The sequence below is a fragment of the Alteromonas sp. AO-Serp genome (genome assembly GCF_017849675.1).
Classification (GTDB): Bacteria; Pseudomonadota; Gammaproteobacteria; order Enterobacterales; family Alteromonadaceae; genus Alteromonas; species Alteromonas macleodii.
In genome coordinates this window covers 36,063-56,827 of sequence record NZ_JAFLMX010000030.1, presented here as the reverse complement: position 1 = coordinate 56,827, position 20,765 = coordinate 36,063, and the positions used below count along the sequence as shown (strand labels likewise).

At 46.0% G+C, this 20,765-nt stretch carries 13 protein-coding genes; 3 read left to right on the top strand and 10 right to left on the bottom strand.

Annotated features, from left to right (window positions below; genetic code table 11):
• Positions 1-24 precede the first annotated feature (24 nt).
• The 8 genes from QVA83_RS02580 to QVA83_RS02545 all read right to left on the bottom strand — a co-directional run bounded on the left by QVA83_RS02580 (position 25) and on the right by QVA83_RS02545 (position 11,862).
• Positions 25-975, bottom strand: coding sequence for a VWA domain-containing protein (locus tag QVA83_RS02580; RefSeq protein ID WP_014950959.1), 951 nt, complete (start codon positions 973-975; stop codon positions 25-27).
• A complete protein-coding gene (locus tag QVA83_RS02575) occupies positions 975-2,033 on the bottom strand; it encodes a VWA domain-containing protein (RefSeq protein ID WP_069945065.1) in 1,059 nt (352 codons plus the stop codon). Before QVA83_RS02575 ends, QVA83_RS02580 begins: the two co-directional genes overlap by 1 nt.
• Positions 2,034-2,048: 15 nt before the next feature.
• Positions 2,049-2,819, bottom strand: a complete 771-nt coding sequence (locus QVA83_RS02570; RefSeq protein ID WP_014950957.1) for a MotA/TolQ/ExbB proton channel family protein — start codon at positions 2,817-2,819, stop codon at positions 2,049-2,051.
• A 125-nt stretch (positions 2,820-2,944) separates the two neighbouring features.
• The gene (locus QVA83_RS02565) at positions 2,945-4,927 is read right to left on the bottom strand and encodes an SUMF1/EgtB/PvdO family nonheme iron enzyme (RefSeq protein ID WP_014950956.1); all 1,983 of its coding nucleotides are present in this window, start codon (positions 4,925-4,927) and stop codon (positions 2,945-2,947) included.
• Positions 4,928-4,938: 11 nt separating this feature from the next.
• The gene (locus QVA83_RS02560; protein WP_287498111.1) at positions 4,939-6,387 is read right to left on the bottom strand and encodes a tetratricopeptide repeat protein; all 1,449 of its coding nucleotides are present in this window, start codon (positions 6,385-6,387) and stop codon (positions 4,939-4,941) included.
• Between the two features lie 77 nt (positions 6,388-6,464).
• The gene (locus QVA83_RS02555; protein ID WP_156078913.1) at positions 6,465-7,721 is read right to left on the bottom strand and encodes a hypothetical protein; all 1,257 of its coding nucleotides are present in this window, start codon (positions 7,719-7,721) and stop codon (positions 6,465-6,467) included.
• Between the two features lie 22 nt (positions 7,722-7,743).
• Complete coding sequence (locus QVA83_RS02550) at positions 7,744-8,289, bottom strand: hypothetical protein (protein ID WP_014950953.1); 546 nt, start codon at positions 8,287-8,289, stop codon at positions 7,744-7,746.
• 237 nt (positions 8,290-8,526) lie between these two features.
• Positions 8,527-11,862, bottom strand: coding sequence for an amidohydrolase family protein (locus QVA83_RS02545; protein WP_287498110.1), 3,336 nt, complete (start codon positions 11,860-11,862; stop codon positions 8,527-8,529).
• Between the two features lie 170 nt (positions 11,863-12,032).
• On the opposite strand from QVA83_RS02545, the gene QVA83_RS02540 reads away from it, so the two are divergent.
• The 3 genes from QVA83_RS02540 (at position 12,033) to QVA83_RS02530 (ending at position 17,762) form a co-directional block, all read left to right on the top strand.
• Positions 12,033-13,163, top strand: coding sequence for a PepSY-associated TM helix domain-containing protein (locus tag QVA83_RS02540; protein WP_287498109.1), 1,131 nt, complete (start codon positions 12,033-12,035; stop codon positions 13,161-13,163).
• An 89-nt stretch (positions 13,164-13,252) separates the two neighbouring features.
• Positions 13,253-15,370 (top strand): TonB-dependent receptor, encoded by a 2,118-nt coding sequence (locus QVA83_RS02535; protein WP_287498108.1) that lies wholly within the window; start codon positions 13,253-13,255, stop codon positions 15,368-15,370.
• A gap of 130 nt (positions 15,371-15,500) precedes the next feature.
• Positions 15,501-17,762: a molybdopterin oxidoreductase family protein gene (locus tag QVA83_RS02530; protein ID WP_287498107.1), complete on the top strand. Its 2,262-nt coding sequence runs from the start codon at positions 15,501-15,503 to the stop codon at positions 17,760-17,762.
• Between the two features lie 76 nt (positions 17,763-17,838).
• Here the strand turns inward: QVA83_RS02530 and gorA are convergent, their stop codons facing one another.
• Positions 17,839-19,188, bottom strand: a complete 1,350-nt coding sequence (gene gorA / locus QVA83_RS02525; RefSeq protein ID WP_039226736.1) for a glutathione-disulfide reductase — start codon at positions 19,186-19,188, stop codon at positions 17,839-17,841.
• A gap of 244 nt (positions 19,189-19,432) precedes the next feature.
• Entirely contained in the window at positions 19,433-20,740 is a 1,308-nt protein-coding gene (gene nosR, locus QVA83_RS02520) for a response regulator c-di-GMP phosphodiesterase, NosR family (RefSeq protein ID WP_014977555.1), read from the bottom strand.
• Between the last annotated feature and the right edge of the window lie 25 nt (positions 20,741-20,765).

Here is a 20,765-nt window from a genome sequence, read left to right as displayed (position 1 = left end):
AGGCGATTCATCGGCCAATAGAGACTAAAAATATTGGCCGATGAAAGCGCCTCGGTTTCGCTTCGCCACCGCCTGCATAAATGCACTAAAGCGCTGTGCGTTTCCATTACTTCGGCTAAAGCCTACGCCGTGTATACGAATAACAGGCTGTCCATTGGCACCTTGGTTAGCTTGGGTAATCTGACTTACAATCTGATCTAAATTCGGCCTTTGATAATCATCACCAAACACATAAAGACTCACGCGCCCTTTGGTGTTTTTATACAGCTTGATGGCTTTAAGGATCCCCGCTTCAGGCTGACTCGCCCCTCCTTTAAAGCTCTTCATTTGGCTCATCGCGGTGTCTCTCATTGTTTGTCTGTCATCTAGCCATTGCCCAGCTCTACTGGAAAACATAAAGCTTCCGTCAGCAGACATAATCTGAAAACCTTTCATTTTAGGATGGTTTTTTAAAATGTCGTTTACGACGGTGATCACGCGATTCCAACCACTGCCAGAGGACATGGAACCCGAGTTATCGATAGCGAAAATAACGTACTCAGCATCGGTGGGAATTCCACCAACATCGTCGTCAGGCGTATCTGTCGGATTCGGCGTATTTAACATAGCGGTTGCTTGGCGTATTTCGTTACGCAGCGACGAAGCTTTGTCCTTCAGTTGATTAATGGTTTGTTGTGCGCGTGGTATCGATGAGTCTAAATTGTCTTTCTGTTCCGTGACGGAAGCGGTTTTGCTTTGTGCTGCTTTCAGTTCTTGTAGCTTATCTGACAGTGCGCCTTTGAGCGTTTCCACATCAACTTGAGCCTGTAATACCTGGTCAATAAGAACACTTACGTTACTAGGGCCGCGCTCGGTGTCTTCAGTGCCGTTTTTCGCCAGAAGCACCAGCATGACTACGGCGCCGAAAGCACAGGAAATTATGTCGAGAAAGGCAATGTTAAATACCTCAACGGGGGCTCGTTGAATTTTTCGCATTAAGGCCACTCCGGAGCAGGTGATAGGAAAGTGCCGCTTGTTGCGCGGGTCCATTCCCAGTACATAGGTGAAGCAAAAGGATCGCCCTCAATGGGCAGCAAAATCACACTGTAATGCACGCCTTTCTTAGCGCGCTTAACGGTTTCAACAAATAAGGTCTTACGGCAATCTGATGAAATTGACTTTTTACTACTAATGAAGCTTTTGCAGCTCATGGGTAGTCCGTCACCCAAGGTAGGAAGGCCATCGGTGACAATATACACATCGGTGATGTTTGGGTTAGCCTTAAATAAAATGCTTAAGCCTTCTTGAAGGTTTGTTCCTCCATTGGGGACGACAGCACCGAGGTCTTTAACTATGGCATTCATCGAGCCGCTGACTTTGGCACTATTTACATCACGAAGGCCTAGTGTGGTAGCGGTGTCTGAAAAAGTCACTACGGTGACTCTTGATTCTAAAGGGACACGCGCGAGCATCCATTGAGCTACCCGTTTCGTGCGTATCCACTTTGGCGTAGAGACCTTCTGGCTATCACTTAACGCTAACTTGCCTAAAATATCCACCAAGTTGTCGCCCATCATTGACGCACTTTTGTCAATTAGCAGACCTATTTCCGGGCCTTCTATTTTCATGCCAGTGATGTAGTTCTGTTCGCCGGTACCTTGCATTTGAATGTTGGCTGACTTTTCTACTTCTTTAGACAATGCGGCTAGCTGGTTTTCAAGATCAGCCACTACTGCCATTTCAGTAGACATATCTTGCAGTAGTTTTGACTGGTCTTGCGTTGTATCTGCTTGCGCTTGCTGAGCATCGTCTTGCTTCGCTGACTCAAGGGCAATTTTATCGTTTAACTCGTCAATCGACTTTTTGAGTTTTTGTTGTTCTTGCTCTGCGGCGGCGAGTTCCTGCTCTAATTTTTCTTTCTCTTCAGTTGGTGTAGGTGTAAACGCTTTAAAGTCGACCAGAATGAAAATAAGAATAACCGCGCCAAGGCCACAGGCCATAACGTCTAAAAACGCCAGGTTAAATCCGTCTTCGGCTTTACGCACTTTAGGCATTACTGTCTCGCCTAATTAGTTGTGAAGGTGTGACAGAAGGTGGTGTTCACAAGACTCTTGTGTGCGAATTACCATAGTGTCTTGGCGACCATTTAACAGGTGCATTAACAACATTAGAATAAGCGATATAAAAAGCGCGACGAGCGTAGAGTTGAACGCAACGCCTAGCGAAGCCGTCATTCCCGCGATATCACCATCTAGGGCTGCGTCTGCTTGCGCAAGGGCTGCGCCAATACCGCGAACAGTGCCAACGAAACCAATCGAAGGAATAGCCCAAATAATGTAGCGAATCACGTTATTACCACTTTCAAGCTGGGCAGCAATATTTTCTACCGAAGCGTGGATTGCATCGGCAGCATGCTGCACGTTCTGTGTGTTTTTAAAGCGTCTAATGCAGTTTATCCACGTGCTGTATGCGGGGGTGTCGCTATAAGATGAAGACGAAAGCTCATCTAACGCTTTATCTACATTTAGTGGCGTATCTTTGTTGTGCTCAGGCAGTAAGTCTCGTGAGTAAATCTCTTCTTCATCCAGCAGCTTCCAAAGTTTGTAAACCATTAGGAAAATGCAAAACAGCATCAGCGAGATACAAACCTGTTGCTCGATATCTTTAAGAATAACCCAGAAAGAGGATAGGGACGCTGTGCCAGCTGTTGCCATGACTTTTTCGGCTGCGGGGCGAATAAAACCGGCAAATAGAAAATGTACCAAGGCAAATATAAATAGAAAGACCCCGCCACTTACAAGAAAGCTGGGGTTCATTGACAACGTATTCTCTTTATTCATCATCATTCCTTGATAGTTAAATGTTAGTTGGAAAGTCTTGCGGCGAATCTAACGATACAAAGTACGCACTTGCGGTGCCCGCAATGGCCAACAATACTGCAGCAATGATCAGTTTCTTTTTCATATTAATTCTCGTATCTCGCTATGCGAAAGCCTATATCGTCAGCAGGTTCAGTCTCACCGCTGCGCACGCTTGCGCGAATATTTTTAAGCCGACCCGTTTGAAACGACGCGCCTTTTACTACGTGTTTACCTTGTCCAACAGGGCCTAGGTAGTCGGCAAAAGTACCAGACTGGTTTGATGGTGAATTCTGGTAAACATCGTGGACCCACTCACGCACATTGCCATCTAAATCGTAGAATCCACCGCGTTCAGCTTTGAACGAACCAACAGGAGCTTTGTCGGCAAATCCGTCATCGTAGTCTTTTAAAATAAAGGTCTGTTTCCCACTTAGCGACGCATCAGCGAAGTTGCCTTGCTTATCGCGAAGCCTAAACTGATTACCCCAAACAAAGATTGTTGGTGATGCTCGGCGATTCATTTTTGCAACGAATTCCCACTCGGCTTCCGTAGGTAAACGATAGCCTTTCGAGGTTTTATCAATACCGGTTACTCTGCCATTTTGAACAACATAAAACGGTGTTAAACCTTCCTTCTCGCTTAGCCAATTTGTAAACGCAACCGCATCACTCCACGAAACATTCGTGATCGGTAGCTTGCTGCTAGGCCCTTTCCCTGCGAACGCGGCGAACTGCGCCTGAGTAACCTCGTGATTAGACATCCAGAATTTACGCGAAAAAGATACGTCTCTTTGCGTTTCATTGCGCTGGCGATCCTTTTCGTTTGCAGGAGAGCCCATAGTGAAGGCTTTGGGTGTAACAAGCGAAAGTTGAATACCCAGTGTATTTGCAAAAAGCGGCTTACCTTCACGCCGTCTTGCTTCAAACTCTGTAAGCATATCAGCGTGTACTTTCACCGGCTTGTTTGCACTAGGTGTAATAGTCTTGGTAACACTGCGATATCCTTCACGTTCGAATGTTACTGTGTGCGGTAAAGCTTGAAGCGTTAAATTAAGCGGCGTTTGACCTTTAGGTGAACCGTCGATGAAAACTTTTGCACTTAACGACGCGCTTATATTCACTTGTCCTCGCTCTTCTTGAAGGTTGAAGGTAAGCGCTTTGTTCTCGCCGGGAGCTAGCGTGATCCGCTGGCTTTGTGAAATGAATCCGGTTTTTTCATACTTGACGATATGTGGCGTATTCGCATCCACACGAGATCTTGTATCAGTCGGTTTATTATTTACTGTAAGTACGCCGCCTTGAGGGTCTGTCGAAACTGTTATCTGTGCTTGAAGGGGTTGAAGGTTATAGTTTCTTGTCGGGTTAGGGCGTTGGCTAGTGACTTCAATGGTGTCTTCCAATGGCTCTAGCCCTGACTTCGTCACGACAATTTCGTACTTACCGCCATTCATATTAATAGAAAGTGGCGTGACACCCATATCTTTACCGTCAAGGGAGACATTGGCACCAGAAGGGCTTGAGTTTATGCTAATTGCGCCCTTAACTGGAGAAAGTGAAATAACTTGTTCAATTTCCTGCGCGATATCTGCATCAAATTGGATCTCACCCGTTTCATAATGCGGATGACTGGCGCTCGCTCTGTAGCTGCCCTTTTTTAATTCCGTTACGTAGGTTCTCGATACCGCTACTTTCTCAGCGTTTAAATGCCAGGTTATTTCACTCAATGAAGGGGAGGTTGATAGGGTGACTTTTGCCGGTAAAGGAACGAGCGTAACATTAATAGTGCTTGGCGAATTGTCGTTAATAACAACCGTGGCATCTTGATATTTTGGGGCCGAAACCTGGACTTCAGCATGGCTACCAAACACGTAAAGCTTGTCACTAATGAACATCGCACTACCACTTAAAACAGCAAATTGCGGATTTTGTGCTGCACGTTCTGGAGAAACTGCAAAGGCATAACCTTTGGTAAGAAACAGCCAGCCAAAATAAACAACGAGAACGGCGGCCAGTCCTATTAATGAAGCTATAGCAACGCCCTTTCTTCGCTTCTTTCCTTTGGCAATGGCGTCATCAATACTGCTCACTGGATAGGTCCTTATACTTTTTCAGTACATACAATATGTACTGATAGGTTGGTGTCTGACGGTGAAACTACAATCTCTTGAATGGTTGAGCGATAACCCTCGCGGCTCCCTTCAATGCGATATGTACCAGGTTTCAGCTGAATGGTTTTTGTTTTTACTTCCCCCACGAGGCCTACTCCAAGTACCTTAATATAGGTATCGTTATCCGACGTTATTGTTACGGATCGGGGCTGATTGATATTGTCGATCACTTGCTCAAGCGAAGATATTTGGGCACGCAGTTTTGCGCTTTTTTCTGCATGTGAACCTGCTCGCGCAATGTCTTTAAGGGCTAGATTTCTGACGTTGTTATCCGATAAACGTTCTGGCCGCCTTTGGTAAGCGCTCAAGCTTTTTTCTGCATCGAGTATGGCTTCGGCATTTTGCTTTGCCTCAAGTAAAGCAGGGCTGACTGGAAAGCTAGCGAGGCCTTTATTTGCTAGCAGCTTTACGGTTTGCCATTCATCTGCGCTGACAAACAAGGCGACTTGATTTTCAATTTTCTGCTGCTCTTGTGAAGCAACTAAAGACGCGAGCTTTTTACTAATGGTGGCAAGCTCATTGCTTGAAGCTTTTAGACTTTTGGCGTCATTGAGGAATTCTGCGGCAGCAGGGTAGTCACCTTGCTCGATAGCTCGATTTGCCTGAGCTAGCAGCGTATCAAATCGGCTGTCTTGCAATTGCCGGTTAATAGCATCAAGTGCTTGCTGTGCGTCCTTACGGGCAGGATCTAACTGTACTATTTTTGCGTACGCTTCGCGCTGTTTGCTGATGTTGTTTTCGACCTTACCAATGCGTGCCTGCTCGTAGGCGTCTTGCACCTCATCAAATACATCAATGCGTTGCTGCAAAATGTTAGCTTTTTCGAAATCAGGGTTTATCGTTAACGACGTTTTATTTAGGTTAAACGCGCTTGAAACATTCCCATTATTGAAGGCAAGGAGGGCGTCTTCATAAGGTTGAGTGTAGGCGTTTTCGTAGTCAGTATTTATTGTGTCAACTGAGCTCTTTATATCATCCAGTGCATTTATAACTGCGCCGTAGTTGGATGCGCCATACTCATTAAACGCAGTATTCAACTTGCGCTCAACTTCACTCGCTTTTTCTAGGAACATCTGGGAGTGTGAAACGCGACTAACCAAGTCGTTTACACTTTGTTTTGACTCGCTAAGCGCCATTTGAAGGGCTTTTCGTTCTTCTTCATTAACTTCCACAACGGGTGTGGATTTTGCGGTTTGGGGTACTGCTGTTGTGTCATCCGTGGCGTCCGTAACGTTCGATGTGACAGTAGGCATATATGAGATAAGGAGTACGCCTGCAACGCCTATCAACATGACCAGTGAAAAACCGAGCAGTGACTTTTTTATGAGTGCCTTTTTCTTTGCTCTGCTTTGCTCTATTTGTTGCTCAACGCTTGGCATGCGTAACCCTTTACTCTCTAACTTAACAATAGAATAGATATCTTATTTAATGGTTTTGATAACACCAACGACTGGGCTTATAGCGCAGTCATTGGTGTGGATTCCATGTCATAGATATCTTTAAGGCGAGCGCGAAGCTGGTAGTATTGTTCGCTTGCTGTGCCTTGAAGCTCAATTCGTTGATTGTCTATTTCAACAATTTGATCGGCTACCTGAATATCAAGGTTTTGCCCCATTTCATCGAATAGATCCCGTTGGGCGTGAAGCTCTTTGTTAGTTTTGATTGCTTCACTCAGTGTGCCAATTGCGGCAATACCAGCACCTGCCGCGGCTACTTGACCAGCCGTTGAGCTAGAGTTAGAGCCTAAAAGCACTGAGGCGACTGCGAATAACCCTGCCGTGACTTGTTGTGTGGTGCGTTCTGCTTCAAGTTCTCTGATTTTCTTGGCTTCAGGAAGTGTCTCTTTCTGGTACTTACGGTATGGCTCTTCAGTGGTTACCCAAAAAGAATCATAGGTTTCTTGAAGGCTATCTATAAATTGTTCATCTTTCGCCTGTATGGCGCGCACGCGACGAAGCATTGGATCGCTATCTGAAGGCGCACTTACTAGCTTAATCTCACCTCTTCTGCCTTGAGTAAGGTATTGGCTAAACGACTCAGGGCTATACATTTGTGCGTAGCGCAGGTCTGACACCATTTGCACTTCTTGCTTGTAGGCATCGGATTTCTTTATAAGCAAATCATAAACGAATTTTGCAATTTGCTCGAAAACTGGGCCGTTAGGGTTTTCGCCGCGAGACATGGCATCGCGATACCAGCCTTCACTTACGCGGTATTCAAATTCTTCTTCACCCCATACTGTGTTTTTAGCGTCCATCACTTTCACGCCAATTTCTACAGTTTCAGTATCTGAGTAATTAATTTTGCCCAGCACGTAAACATCGGCAAGTGCAGAAGCATCTGGCGTTACGTTAATGCTGCCGAAAGATTTGGTTTCACCTAGGGCTTCTTTGGTTGCGATTGCAAAGCGGTTAGCTTCTAAGCGACGCACTTGAGGCCAAATCCCTTCCTCTTCTATTTCATCGTAATCGATAGTGCCATCACGTTCTGTTGGAAAGCCCGGGTCAAATACAGGTATAGCAACATCCATATAAATTTCGGAGTTGTAGTTGTAGGTATTTTTTTGCGCGCCTAACGCCTGACCGCCCCCTGGGCCTACCATAGATGGTCCTACACTGGTGACATTAGTCTGCGTTGAGCCACATCCGCTCAAGAGTATAAACGATGCTGTTGCGACCACGGTAAACAGGGCCTTGGGTTTAAATGAAGACATATCCTTTCCTTCCTCTGATTTTTTATTTACAACCGTATTGCTCTTTTAATGCTTGGAAATGCGCCTTTTCAGACTCAGTTGTTGCTCCTTGCAAGCCGGCAATTACGGCGTCACATACCGCTGAACTTCCACCTTTCGCTTGCCCTCCAATAGACTGTTTTGAAGGATCTGAACTTGAAGTGGTTGTTTGTGTATTCGTCGATGATTCTTGAGACTCAGTGCTGCTTTGTGAGCTAGACTGCCCAGCGCCTGCCCCCGAAGATGATGTGCTCGAGGTATTACCCGCACCAGCGCCTTGCCCGGCACCTTGACCCGCCGCGCTAGCTACGCTTTGTGCGCTCGATTGCGCCGCTGCGTTCATGCATTCTTCGCTTTGGTTTAGCGCGCCAAATAAGGAGTCGTCTAACGCTTGTATTTTCTCCGCTTCTGTCATCGTAGATAGATCTTGTTCGCCAAAATCGAGAACGGCGCAATCTTGATAATAGGTAGGGGCTTCGCTCGTTTGAGCGCCAGCTGAAGCAAAAATGAGTGCATTAAGCAGTAATGCTAGTGGCAAATAATACTGCATGGCGAATAAGTCCTTTTAATCTGATTTGAGGTGGTTCATATATTACCCTCCATCCTTACAGCAGTTATACCACTCTTTTACTTAAGACTAAACTCAGTTTTAAACATGCACAGGTAAGTTTTCATATTCAGAAAATAAAAAGCCGACGAAACAGGAAGCTTTCGTCGGCTTTAGCGTTGGGTTAATTAAGGCCTACTAGTTTATGTTATTTATTACTACAGGCCTTTGGACGCAGAATTAATGCTCCCAATGATAGTGGTGCGCTTTCGCTTCTACATCATCTGCCGTTTGTTGCGGCATAAAGGTGGCATTGTCTTGCTCAAAGAAAAACGGTTTACGTTTTTTCTTACTGCCCACTTCGTTCATGGTGGCCGACTCATATACGCGTCCATTTAGTACAGTGTATTCTACGAATTCACTCTTTCTAATGTCGCTTAATACGTCGCCATCAATCACCACTAGGTCAGCAAGTTTACCTTTTTCGATACTGCCAAGATCTTTGCCCATACCTAGGTGTTTCGCGCCATCAATAGTACCGCCGCGTAGCGCTTCCCAAGGCGTGAAGCCGCCTTGTTCCATGATCCACAGCTCCCAGTGAGCAGCTAAGCCTTCACGCTGTCCGTGAGCGCCAATATGTACACTGACCCCATTATCTCGGAGCTCTTTGGCGTAGCTTGCTACGTTTTGGTGGTTGTACTGATTTTCTGGCGCAGTAGGTCTGCGGATCGCACGGCTATCTAGAATAGTCGACGGCGTATAACGAAGAAGACGCGGGTTCTTCCACACTTCAGTTTTGTCGTACCAGTACTCTTCACCCATCATGCCGCCGTACGACACAACAAAGGTCGGGGTGTAGCCAAACTCTGTGGCTTTCCATAGTTGAGTGACGTCGCTGTAGCCTTTTTCCACAGGAATGCTGTGCTCAAGACCGGTATGGCCATCTACCAACATAGTCAGATTCTGCTGAAGCTTACCGCCCCCTTCAGGCACAACCATCATCTCTTGATTTTTTGCTGCCCACAGCACTTGCTGACGCTGGTCACGACGTGGCTGGTTGTAGCTTTTCACTGAAATAGCACCGGCTTCTTTCAAGCGCTCTACGTGGAAATAGGCATCTTCATAATTGTTGATAATCGCTTTGTAACCTAGCCCTTCTGCACCGTATAAAATCGTGCCAGTGGAGTAGATACGCGGCGCAACAATATCGCCTTTACGCTGTAATTCTGCCGCAGCAAAAATTTCTGTCGTGTCGTTTGAAGGATCATGAATGGTCGTAACACCGAACGATACATTCGAGTACTGACTCCAGTTTTGCTGAGGAATAATCTCATTGCGGCCCTGCGAGCCGTGAGCGTGCGCATCAACAAGCCCTGGAATAATGGTTTTCCCCGTGGTGTCTATTTGCATTGCATCATCAGGAATGGTCACATCACCACGTTTACCCACTGCTTCAATGCGGTTGTCTTTAATCAGCACAACGCCATCTTCAATCACCTCTTGGGTATTGTCGGCATCGCGCATGGTTACCACTTTACCGCCAACCAAGGCTTTGTAGCCAGAAGGCTTGTCAGCTTTAGTGGTAAACGACAAGTTCATACCTTCAGCTACCGGCTCAGGCAAGGTTTCCTCAGCGCCATCAACAAAGGCAAAGGCTTCATCAAGTGAACGGCTAAATAGCGTAGGACCGTTAAACCAGCTAAGGGTTTTGTTGTCAGGCGACCACGTTAAGTATTCACCTGCACGGCTTGAAAGCTGCGTTACCGGCAGTGAGGTCATGTTCGGGCCTATAGTGATGCGCTTGCCATTTTCGACAAACGGCGCCACGTACGTTTTGAACTGGTAAACAAACGCAACCCATTTCTTATCGTGTGAAAGTTTGTACTCACTTACCTTATCTGCACCGTAAAGGTGAGTTCGCTTGTCGTTACCCTTAAGGTTAACGCTTGAAAGCTGGGTTTCGTAGTAAGCTTCGCCGCCCGCTGATTCGGTGAAATACACTCGGTCGTCGTTACCCGCGAAATGCGCGTTGTAGCCGCCCTCAGAGACTTTTTCTACGGTGTCTTCTTCAAGATCTGCTACGTAAATTCCTGGCTCAACCGAGTATTTGGGGTCTAATAAGTAGCCGCCCGTAAACTTGCGGAAGACGACTTTCTCGCCATCGGCAGAGAACGACGGCTCAATGTAGTGACCTGGCTGCTGGGTAATAACCTTTCCTTTCCCGCCACGAGCAGAAACCACGCGAACGGTGCCTAGGTCTTGGTCATTCCATGTCGTATAAACAATCGACTTTCCGTCGTTAGAGAAGCGCGGATAGTATTCGTCATGGTCGTTTTGTTTCGTTAAACGCTTAATTTTGCCAGATTTAACGTCGCGCACATAAAGTTTACCTAACGCTTGGAAGAGTACGGATTTACCGTTGGGCGACATTTGAGACCAGCGGATCATGCGAACGTCAAATTCATCAGGTGCGACATCTACGTCAAAACGTAACGCATCGGCAAATTTCACCGTGCCTTCAACGGTCACGTCCATGGTGCTGGTGGTTTTATCTTTCACGTTGATAATGTGGAACTTACCGCCTGTCCAATATACGATTTCGCTGCTGTCTGGCATCCAGTCGAAGTAGGCAAAGTAACCTTCCGAACCAAAGCCTTCCTGCATATCTCGCTCTAGTTCTAACGTCAGTGGTGTTTCTACACCTGTCTTGATGTCTTTAATGAAAAGCGCGGTTCTATCTTTAACACGACGCACAAAAGCGATGTATTTACCGTCAGGTGAAGGCGTAGGAACCACAGCGCCGCCCGTACCGCTAATATAGCGGCTCTCTTCGCCGGTTTCGCGGTCGTAACGAGTGATAGCAAAAATGCCTTCTAACGGGTCGCGGTTATATTCAAAGCGGGCGCCCGGAACCGTATTTTCGGTAAAGTAAATATACTTGCCGTCATGAGAGAATACAGGGTCAGCAATGTTTTGTTGGTCGCGCTTTCCGCTGTTACGAGCTTTAATTTGTAGGCCGTCACCACCTGATTTGTGGTACATCCAAATCTCGCCCGCAGGAATACTACGGCTAGACATGATGCCTTTGGTTACCACTAGGTATTCGCCGTCTGGGCTCCATTTAGGAGAGTGGATAAGATTGCTTTTCTCTTTGGTTACCTGACGAAGATTACTGCCGTCAATGTCCATAACCCATACGTTACTTAACCCATCTTTATCCGAGATAAATGCGATCTGTTTACCGTCTGGAGAAATTGAAGGGTGAATATTCCATGCGAAGTCTTGGGTCAGCGGGGTCGCATCGCCACCACTCATGCTCACTTTGTACAAGTCGCCCAGCATGTCAAAAACCATAAACTCGCCGTTTGGTGCAACATCTAAGCTAGACCACGTGGTTTCGTTTGTTTTGATAGTGACTTCGTTTAACGCATAAGGTGGGTTGCTGACTTCCCACGTTTCAAGCTCGGATTCTGTTTTTTCTTCACTGTCGTTTTGGGCGTATAAAGTAGGTGCGACGCCCAAGCCCAGGGCGCTTACTAGCGTGATGGCCAGTAAACTTTTCTTTGTCGTTATCATAATTGTGTTTCCAACCGCTTGTTATTTATTTTCTGTCTACATCAGAGTACATGACTTAACATGAAGATACGTACTCTTGAATTGTAAAACTAAGGTTAATCTTACTGCAAAGTAGGATAGATTCATTTAGCTTATGCGATTGTAAGCACGATTTTAGCGTTTAACTTTCATTGACCAATTTTCGAGAATCGTTACTATTCGCGTTTATTTCGCAATTTGTGAGCGCTGTTTTGAAACTTTGGGTACGACGACTGCACCTTCTATTAGCGCTGGTATGTGGGTTATTTATTATTTGCCTTAGCATCACCGGTGCATTGCTAATTTATGCAAAAGATATCCAAACCTTTGTCCAACCAGAGAAGTGGACCATAGAATCTCACGAATCGCCCTTACCCCTTTCTTACATAGTGAATGCGCTGGAAGACGAGACGGGTCAGAAAGTCGAGCTTTTAATGCCCGAGTCAGACCCTGAACTCGCTTGGCAAGGGAAGCTCAACAATGGCGAATACGTAAGCGTAAACCCCAACTCTGCCGAAATACTTCATAGATACGATTATTACAGCACGTTTTATGGGTTCACCATGGCTATCCATCGATGGCTGTTGTATCAAGATGGTGACAACGAAAGGCCACTTAGAAATTGGGTGTCTGTTAGTGCCTTAGTTCTACTTCTTGAAGTAATTGTGGGTTTTTACCTTTGGGTAAAGCCAAAAAATAGAATAAAACGCCTTGCGATTAAACGCCGCGCCAAGTTTCGAATTCTCATGTATCAACTTCATACAGTGTTGGGCGTTTATTTGGCTATACCACTAATACTCATCGCTTTTAGTGGCATGGCGTTTAATTGGAAAAGCGCTACGCAGCAGGTGGTGGAAACCGTTACTTTTTCAAAAGTTGAGAAAAGGCCAGTACCTGAACCGTTATCCCACGATGCTAGCAGTGCTTCAGTGGCTATCGATACATCTTATCAAAACGCCTTAGCGGTGTTTCCCAATGCGTCACTATTTCGCATTTACTTCCCAAAAAATTCAGGCGAACACATAGGTTTCAGAATGCAAAACCCCGGCGAGTCTCACGCCTACAGCTGGGTTTGGACAAACCCTCAAAATGGAGAAATAACGGGTTATTACGATGCATCAAAAGCGAACGTAGCGACGCAGGTTTGGAACTTCAAATACAAGTTTCACATTGGTGATTTCGCGGGCCCATTGCTTGAATTTATCTGGTTATTTATCGCATTACTCCCAGCGTTTTTTACGATAACAGGGTTTTACTTTTGGTATAAACGCCATTTTAGATAATGAGAATAATTTTCATTATCTTTACATTGCTCTTCTACATCTTTAGTATAACGCGCCTTTCGTAACCTTATTTTCTTAAAAGAGTTTTCATGTTTAGACCATCGCTCACGCTCATTGCCTTAGCCGTTAGTGCGCCTTCTTTTGCTAATGATGCCCAAAAGGATATGGAACGTATTATCGTTTCTGGAAGCCGTGTTATTGAAAGTATTGATGAAGTACCAGCGTCAATCACCGTTATTTCAAGAAAGCAGATTGAAGATCACCTGAAGGTAAATCCCGAGTTACAGAGCTTGTTAGCGCAGATGGTGCCGGGCTTAGCTCCAGATACAGGTAGTTCGAGCAATACTGGCCAGTCGTTGCGTGGACGAGCTCCGCTTGTGATGATTGATGGCGTGCCTCAGTCCACGCCGCTTAGAAATGGCTCGTTAGGTGTGAAAACGATTGACCCTAGCGCGCTTGCTAGAATTGAGGTAATTAAGGGCGCTACGTCTGTTTATGGCAATGGAGCGTCAGGCGGTATTATCAACTACATTACCAAACAAGCAACAGCGCAAGACACGCATGAGGGCCAAGTAAGTTTGTCTTCACGTTTCAGCGCAGTGAAGCTTGAAGAGTCAGCCGGTGCGCGTATTTCAGCTGCGATTAACGGCAAGGTGGAGAATTTTGATTACCTTGTTACCGCCAGCTACGAGGAAAACGGCGTTCAGCGCGATGCTGAAGGCGATATTCTAGGTTTGCAGTACGGTTTGTCAGATGCTGAAACACAGAATTACTTTACCAAATTAGGTTACGACTTCGACAAAGAAAAACGCCTTCAGTTCAGCTACAATTACTTCAGCTCTCAACAAAAAACTGACTTGGCGGATGTTCCCGGAGACATCAACGAAGGTGTTAAAACCTACGCTATTCACGTACCTGAAGCTCTGCAAAAACGCGGGAAACCACAGGGGCCTGACGGTAATGAGAACATCACTCTGAAATACACAGACAGCAATATCTTTGCAAACAGCGAAATGACGCTTGATGTGTACACACAGGATATTGAGAACGTATTCTTCTTTTCGCCTAACTTAGCTAACCCCGATGAAGGCTACGACGGCGGCCAGTCTATTATTCGCTCTGAAAAGCTCGGCGCTCGCGCGACGTTTAATACTGCCATTGATTTCGATGGCGTAGAAGCCACGTTTATCTATGGTATCGACGCGCTAAAAGACACTACCTCACAGCCGCTGGTTGATGGGCGAGTGTGGGTACCTGAAATGGAAATGGACAGCTTAGCTGGCTTTTTACAAACGAAATGGGTAATTAGCGACGACGTTATCATAAAGGCTGGTGTGAGAAGGGAGAGTATCGACTTATCGGTTGATGACTACGAAACATTGAAGCTGTGTCGCTCAGAAACCCAATGTTCTGTTCCTCTTCAGGTTACGGGTGACACCATAGATTACGACGCCACTACTTATAACATTGCGATAAAGTACAACTGGAGCGACAGCTTTAGCCCGTTTTTCAATTACTCGCAGGGTTCAGACATCGCTGACATTGGCCGCCTACTGCGCGCTGCAACGGTAGATGATATTGGTCTTATTCAAACGGAAGCTTCTATCATCGATAACTACGAAGTGGGTTTCACTTCTCTTTTCGACCAGGTACGCCTTGAAGTTGCGGCTTACAGAAGTACATCTGAACTCGGTACGACCAATAGTTTCAACGAGGTGACAGGTGTATATGAGCCTGTACGCGCACCACAGGAAATTTGGGGTTACGAAGGCTTAGTAGACTATCGAATCTCTGAAACGCTCAACGTGGTAGCCACATATAGTTACGTTGAAGGGAAAAATACCGAAGCTGACGTGTATCTTGGCTCTCGCCAAATTAGCCCACCCAAAGCAACAGCAAACGTAAATTGGAAACCATCAGACACTTTATCGCTAACAGTTAGCTATCTGTATGTGGGTGATCGTAAACGCTTCTCGCCAAATGCTGACGGCGACTATGTGGGCGATCAAGGACCTATATCGAGCTACAATATTGTTAACCTAAGTGGACAATACCAGTTCGCTGAAAACTGGAATGCGTTTATGGGTGTCGAGAACCTGTTTAACAGCGACTACTATCCTGCGCGCGCTCAGTCGTATACCTACGGTGGCTACAATATTAAAGGGTTAGGCACCACGGCAACCCTTGGTGTGACTTACTCCTTCTAACTAATACCACCTCGCCTAATACGGGCGGGGTGTCTTTTCCTTCCCATCACTTTCAGTGATGCTTGTCTATTACAGCAATAATCGCTAATTTCGTAACAAGTCATTAACAGTGAATTGTGTAGGAATTACCGTGAGCAACGCTGAACAACAATTGCATTATTCTACTTGTACGCTTTGTGAAGCAATGTGTGGTATTGAGGTAGCGACGAAAGGCCGTCAGATACTGTCAATAAAAGGGGATAAAGATAATCCCTTTAGCCAAGGCCATATTTGCCCGAAAGCGAGTGCGTTAAAAGACTTGTACGATGATCCTGACCGTTTGAAGCGCCCTGTAAAAAGGGTAAGACTTGACCGCGAGTCGAGTGCATCGGAAGACAGCGCCTGGGAAGACTACACCTGGGAAGACAGCGCATGGGAAGAGATAGGGTGGGATGAAGCCTTTGATTTGGTCGCAAGCAAATTACACCACATCCAGCAGGCACACGGCAATAATGCGGTTGGTGTGTATTTAGGTAATCCCAATGCGCACAATATGGGCTCAATATTATTCGGACCGTATTTCTATCGCGCCCTTGAGTCGCACAACCGCTATTCCGCTACCTCCGTTGACCAGTTGCCACATCACATTGTTAGTCGACGACTGTTTGGTCATATCTCCCAAATTCCCATTCCTGACATTGATCACACGCAGCACTTTATGATTATCGGCGGAAATCCACTGGCCTCTAATGGCAGTATTATGACCGTGCCAAATGTGAAAAAGCGTTTAAAGGGTATTCAAAAACGCGGTGGGAAAGTCGTCGTTATCGACCCTAAACGCAGTGAAACCGCCGATATCAGCTGTGAACATCACTTTATTCGTCCAGGCAGTGACGCGCTGTTACTGCTGGCTATGCTGCATGTATTGTTTGAAAAGCAGCTATACAAGGTGGATGAAATTTTACCGTATGCAGAGGACATAAAAGCGGTCGAAAAATACGTTCGCGACTATTCACCACAAAAGGTGAGCGAGTTTACCGGTATTTCGGCTTCACAAATCACTCAGCTTGTTTTGGACTTCTGCAACGCTGAGTCTGCAGTTTGTTATGGAAGGATGGGGGCTAGTGTACAAGCGTTTGGTACGCTCACCCAGTACCTCATCATGCTGTTTAACATGCTTACCGGAAACTTAGATAAGCGAGGGGGCATGATGTTCACGCAGCCAGCCGCTGACGTACTACCTGTATCAGGCAAGGGCAGCATGGGCGGATTTACCTCTCGCGTAAGAGGGCTCCCTGCGTTTGCTGGTGAGTATCCGGTAGCGTGTTTAGCCGAGGAAATCTTAACCCCGGGAGAAGGACAAATTAAGGCCATGGTAATTGGTGCAGGTAATCCCGTGGTCACTACGCCAAATGCAGAACAGCTTGATAAAGCATTTTCTGAACTCGATTTTATGGTTGCGGTGGATTTTTACGTTACCGAAACCTCCCGACATGCAGATGTAATCCTTCCTCCGGTAACCGCGCTAGAACGCGACCACTACGACATTGTTTTTCACAACTTTGCCGTGCGAAATTTCGCTAAGTATTCGGAAGCGGTGGTGGACATTGACGAAGACCAGCTTAGCGACTGGCAAATATACCTTTCGTTAGCCGAAAGGCTCGATGCGCTAAACGGAAAAAACACCGCGCACTATGCTGCGCTTTGGGACAAGCAGCCTAAAGGTGTGGTCGATGTTTTGTTGCAAGCAGGTCTTTATGGTCGAGCAGCAAGTAAAAAAGAAGGCGCTGATGCTAACTTAAGCGAAACTCCAACCGCTATTCCGGAAGGCGGGTTGTCGATTGATACGCTTAAAGCACACCCACACGGTATCGACTTAGGGCCACTACAGCCGTCTTTGCCTCACGCCTTGTTCCATGAAGATAAGAAGATTCACTTAGATTTTGATTACTTCATGGCTGATTTAGAAAGGGTTAACAAGCATTTTTTTGGAAAAGCGAACCATGTTGCGCCGCAAAATCAGTCCGTTGTTTTAATAGGGCGCCGGCATATTAAAACTAATAATTCGTGGCTGCATAACAGCCCTCGTATGGTGAAAGGCAACAACCGCTGTACGCTGCAGCTTCATCCTGATGACGGGGCTAAATACGGCATTACAGATGGCAATGAGGTAAGTGTGAAATCGCGGGTTGGCCGGCTAACCATAGAGGCTGAAATCACAGATGCAATTATGCCCGGCGTGGTGTCAATTCCCCATGGATGGGGGCACAACAAAAAAGGTATAAAGCTGTCTGTGGCAAGTCAGCACCCTGGGGTAAACACCAATATTCTTACTGACGATTTACAGGTAGACGAGCTATCGGGAAATGCGGTGCTAAATGGTGTGCCCGTCGAGCTAGAAAAGGTAAGTTAAACACATAAAAAAGCCGGCATTAACTAGTAAGCTAATGCCGGCTTTTGTGAGAAAGCGCTCAATTGAGCGCGTCACTCTAGGTCATAGTAACAAACTCTTCTGCACTGGTAGGGTGAATAGCTACACACGCATCAAAGTCAGCTTTGGTCGCCCCCATTTTTATGGCAACGGCGAAGCCTTGAAGAATTTCGTCCATGCCGTGCCCAATACCGTGAAGGCCTACCACTTTTTCGTCTTTACCCGTACATACAAGCTTCATCTTTGTCATTTGACGATGGCGGGTTACCGCGGTGTACATAGACGCAAAACTAGAGGTGTACACTTTAACGTTGTCTTCACCGTATTCTTCAATAGCTTCTGGCTCTGTAAGGCCAATAGTGCCAATGGGTGGATGACTAAACACAACGGTTGGAATAAGCGAGTAATCCATGTGAGCATCTTTTTGGCCGTTGAATAAGCGTTCGCTTAGCAAGCGACCCGCTTTAACTGCCACCGGAGTAAGCTCTGCTTCACCAGTAATATCACCAACTGCGTAGACATTCTTTGCCGTGGTGTTTTGATATTTATCTACCTTAACCGTGCCGTTGTCGTTCAGTTCAACGTCGGTATTTTCAATATCAATTTTGTCGGTAGAGGGTTTACGGCCAATCGCCCAAATCAAGCAGTCAGCTTTTAACACTTCGCCATTGGTTAAGTGTACTGATAGCTCGCCATCGTCAGCTTTTTCCACTTTCTCTACGCTAGCATGGTCGTGTAATTTGCAACCTTCAGCGTGGATCATATCCACTAAGGTTTCGTGAATAATAGGGTCGAAATTTCTAAGCGGAGCGTGTTTGCGAACTACCAAATGCGATTCTGTACCAAGGGCGTGAAGAACGCCGGCTAATTCCACTCCAATGTAGCCTGCGCCAACCACGACAGCGCGTTTCGGCTGCTCTTTTAAGGCAAAGAAACCATCAGAATCAATACCGTACTCAGCACCTTCAATATCTGGGATGATTGGGCGGCCGCCTACAGCAATCGTAATATGATCAGCCGTGTACTTTTCGCCGTTGACTTCTACCGTGTTGTTATCGATAAACTTCGCGAAACCGCGAATTAAGGTAACGTCATTTGCGGTAAGAGCGCGGTCGTAAGAAGCATGAATACGCTCAATATAAGCCTGGCGGCTGGCAATTAGGCTGTCCCAGCTAAAGTGATTTACCGACAAATCGAACCCGTATTCAGGTGCATAGCGATGTATCGCTTCAGCCACCTGTGCTCCGTACCACATGGCTTTCTTAGGCACGCAGCCTACGTTCACGCAAGTACCGCCAATATCTTTCGCTTCAATGATGGCGGCCTTCTTTCCGTGTTTAGCTGCACGGTTTGCAGATGCGATACCACCGCTGCCACCGCCAATACATATATAATCAAAATGTGTCATTCAAAAAGCCTTCTTTGTCGGTTAGGCGAACATAAACGATAAGCATAGATGCCTTCGGTAGGTTCGCACAGCAAATCATTCTCTATCGGTCTTGTCATAAAGAGTGATTAAAAGACCGAGATTTGCTTTAGGGAATTTCATTTAGTTTATCAATGGGGACAGTGCAGCCTAATTAAAAGGCTAAGACAAAGCGAAGCATATTCATGCATCGCTCATCCTGTTTTCAGCACGTAACCTGTAGAACTTATTCACTTATAGTAGCAGAAAGCTCTTCTGGTTCTATTTGAATACTAAACGCTTTTCCACGTTCTTCTTCAAAGTGTACGAGTTTTTGAATGGTGGCATCACTAAACACATGTCCCTCGGGAAGGATAAGGATGTGACTATCGTTATACAAATTTTGGGCTAGTACCATGCCTGCTTTGAGCTGCGAGGCTTTCAATGATGTAGAAAGCAGTTTAGATGTCGTTACATCTTCTGCTTCGAGCAACAGGTCCAAAAATTCACCGTCATAGCGGGTGTTTCTGTGCTTTTTCATTTCTAGTTTGGCATCGCGAGGGCTCATTTCGATACCGCTCATTCTGCCGGTTACTAAGCGCCAGTAATCTCGGGCTATGGCCAAGATACGCGCGCCAGCAGGAATTTCTTTTGCAACTTTGTTATACAACCCTGAGCCATTATAGTGCTCGAACTGAAATTCAATAATGTCAGAAACTTGATGTAGTTCGTGAGCCGGAGCAAGTATTAACGCAGCCTGCTTGGTTTGCGATAGATAGTTTTGCTGCTGTTGATATTTAAGCTTTGAAAATGGCGCCTTAAAATCTTCGCTTTCAAGCCCTAGTAACCCAAGCTCGCAGATAAGGCCCGCATAACGCACCTGTTTGATTTCTTCTTTCTCCAACCGAGCGATACGCGCCAGTTTTGATGCCAACTCGCTAACCTCAATGGCAAACTTACCATTAATGTCAGGGTTAATGCTTATCACGTTGAACAGCACCTGCTCCATTGCAAGGTTGTGTTTTTCGATTTTATTTAGCGCCGCTTTTATCTGGCGCGTGCGCTTTTGAACCACTTGTTCTAGTGAGGCATTTACGTCGCGTAGCTTTTTATTTTGCAGTCGTGTTAGTTTTTGTAGACGAAGGTTTTCCGCCTTCAACTTAACGCGTTCTAAGCCTTCTTCTACAACAGCGATAAGCTCTTGGTTGTCCCATGGCTTTTGCAGGTAACGGTGTATCTTGCCTTGGTTTACGGCTTTAATTGTGGACTCAATGTCGGCATAGCCAGTGAGCACAACTCTAAATGTCTCGGGATAATTGATAGCGACCTGTTCGAGTAATTCCGCACCTGACATCTGCGGCATTTTCATGTCAGAAATAACTACATGAACATCGTGTTTACTCATTAGATCTAACGCTTTGGCACCACTATCAGCAAGCAGTAAGGTGATGTCCATAGTGAACAGCGCACGCTTAATAGCGCGAAGGATATTCGGCTCGTCGTCGACAAATAGAACCGTGTAGGTCGTGGCTTGTTCTGTAGTAGGCTCTGTCATAAATTATTGTCCTTATAAGCGACGT

Excerpts from the sequence above, each read along its gene's own strand:
- gorA (WP_039226736.1), bottom strand. The coding sequence starts at position 19,188 with ATGACACATTTTGATTATATATGTATTGGCGGTGGCAGCGGTGGTATC.
- QVA83_RS02545 (WP_287498110.1), bottom strand. The coding sequence starts at position 11,862 with ATGATAACGACAAAGAAAAGTTTACTGGCCATCACGCTAGTAAGCGCC.
- QVA83_RS02535 (WP_287498108.1), top strand. The coding sequence starts at position 13,253 with ATGTTTAGACCATCGCTCACGCTCATTGCCTTAGCCGTTAGTGCGCCT.
- QVA83_RS02560 (WP_287498111.1), bottom strand. The coding sequence starts at position 6,387 with ATGCCAAGCGTTGAGCAACAAATAGAGCAAAGCAGAGCAAAGAAAAAG.
- QVA83_RS02570 (WP_014950957.1), bottom strand. The coding sequence starts at position 2,819 with ATGAATAAAGAGAATACGTTGTCAATGAACCCCAGCTTTCTTGTAAGT.
- QVA83_RS02575 (WP_069945065.1), bottom strand. The coding sequence starts at position 2,033 with ATGCCTAAAGTGCGTAAAGCCGAAGACGGATTTAACCTGGCGTTTTTA.
- QVA83_RS02555 (WP_156078913.1), bottom strand. The coding sequence starts at position 7,721 with ATGTCTTCATTTAAACCCAAGGCCCTGTTTACCGTGGTCGCAACAGCA.
- QVA83_RS02580 (WP_014950959.1), bottom strand. The coding sequence starts at position 975 with ATGCGAAAAATTCAACGAGCCCCCGTTGAGGTATTTAACATTGCCTTT.
- nosR (WP_014977555.1), bottom strand. The coding sequence starts at position 20,740 with ATGACAGAGCCTACTACAGAACAAGCCACGACCTACACGGTTCTATTT.
- QVA83_RS02550 (WP_014950953.1), bottom strand. The coding sequence starts at position 8,289 with ATGCAGTATTATTTGCCACTAGCATTACTGCTTAATGCACTCATTTTT.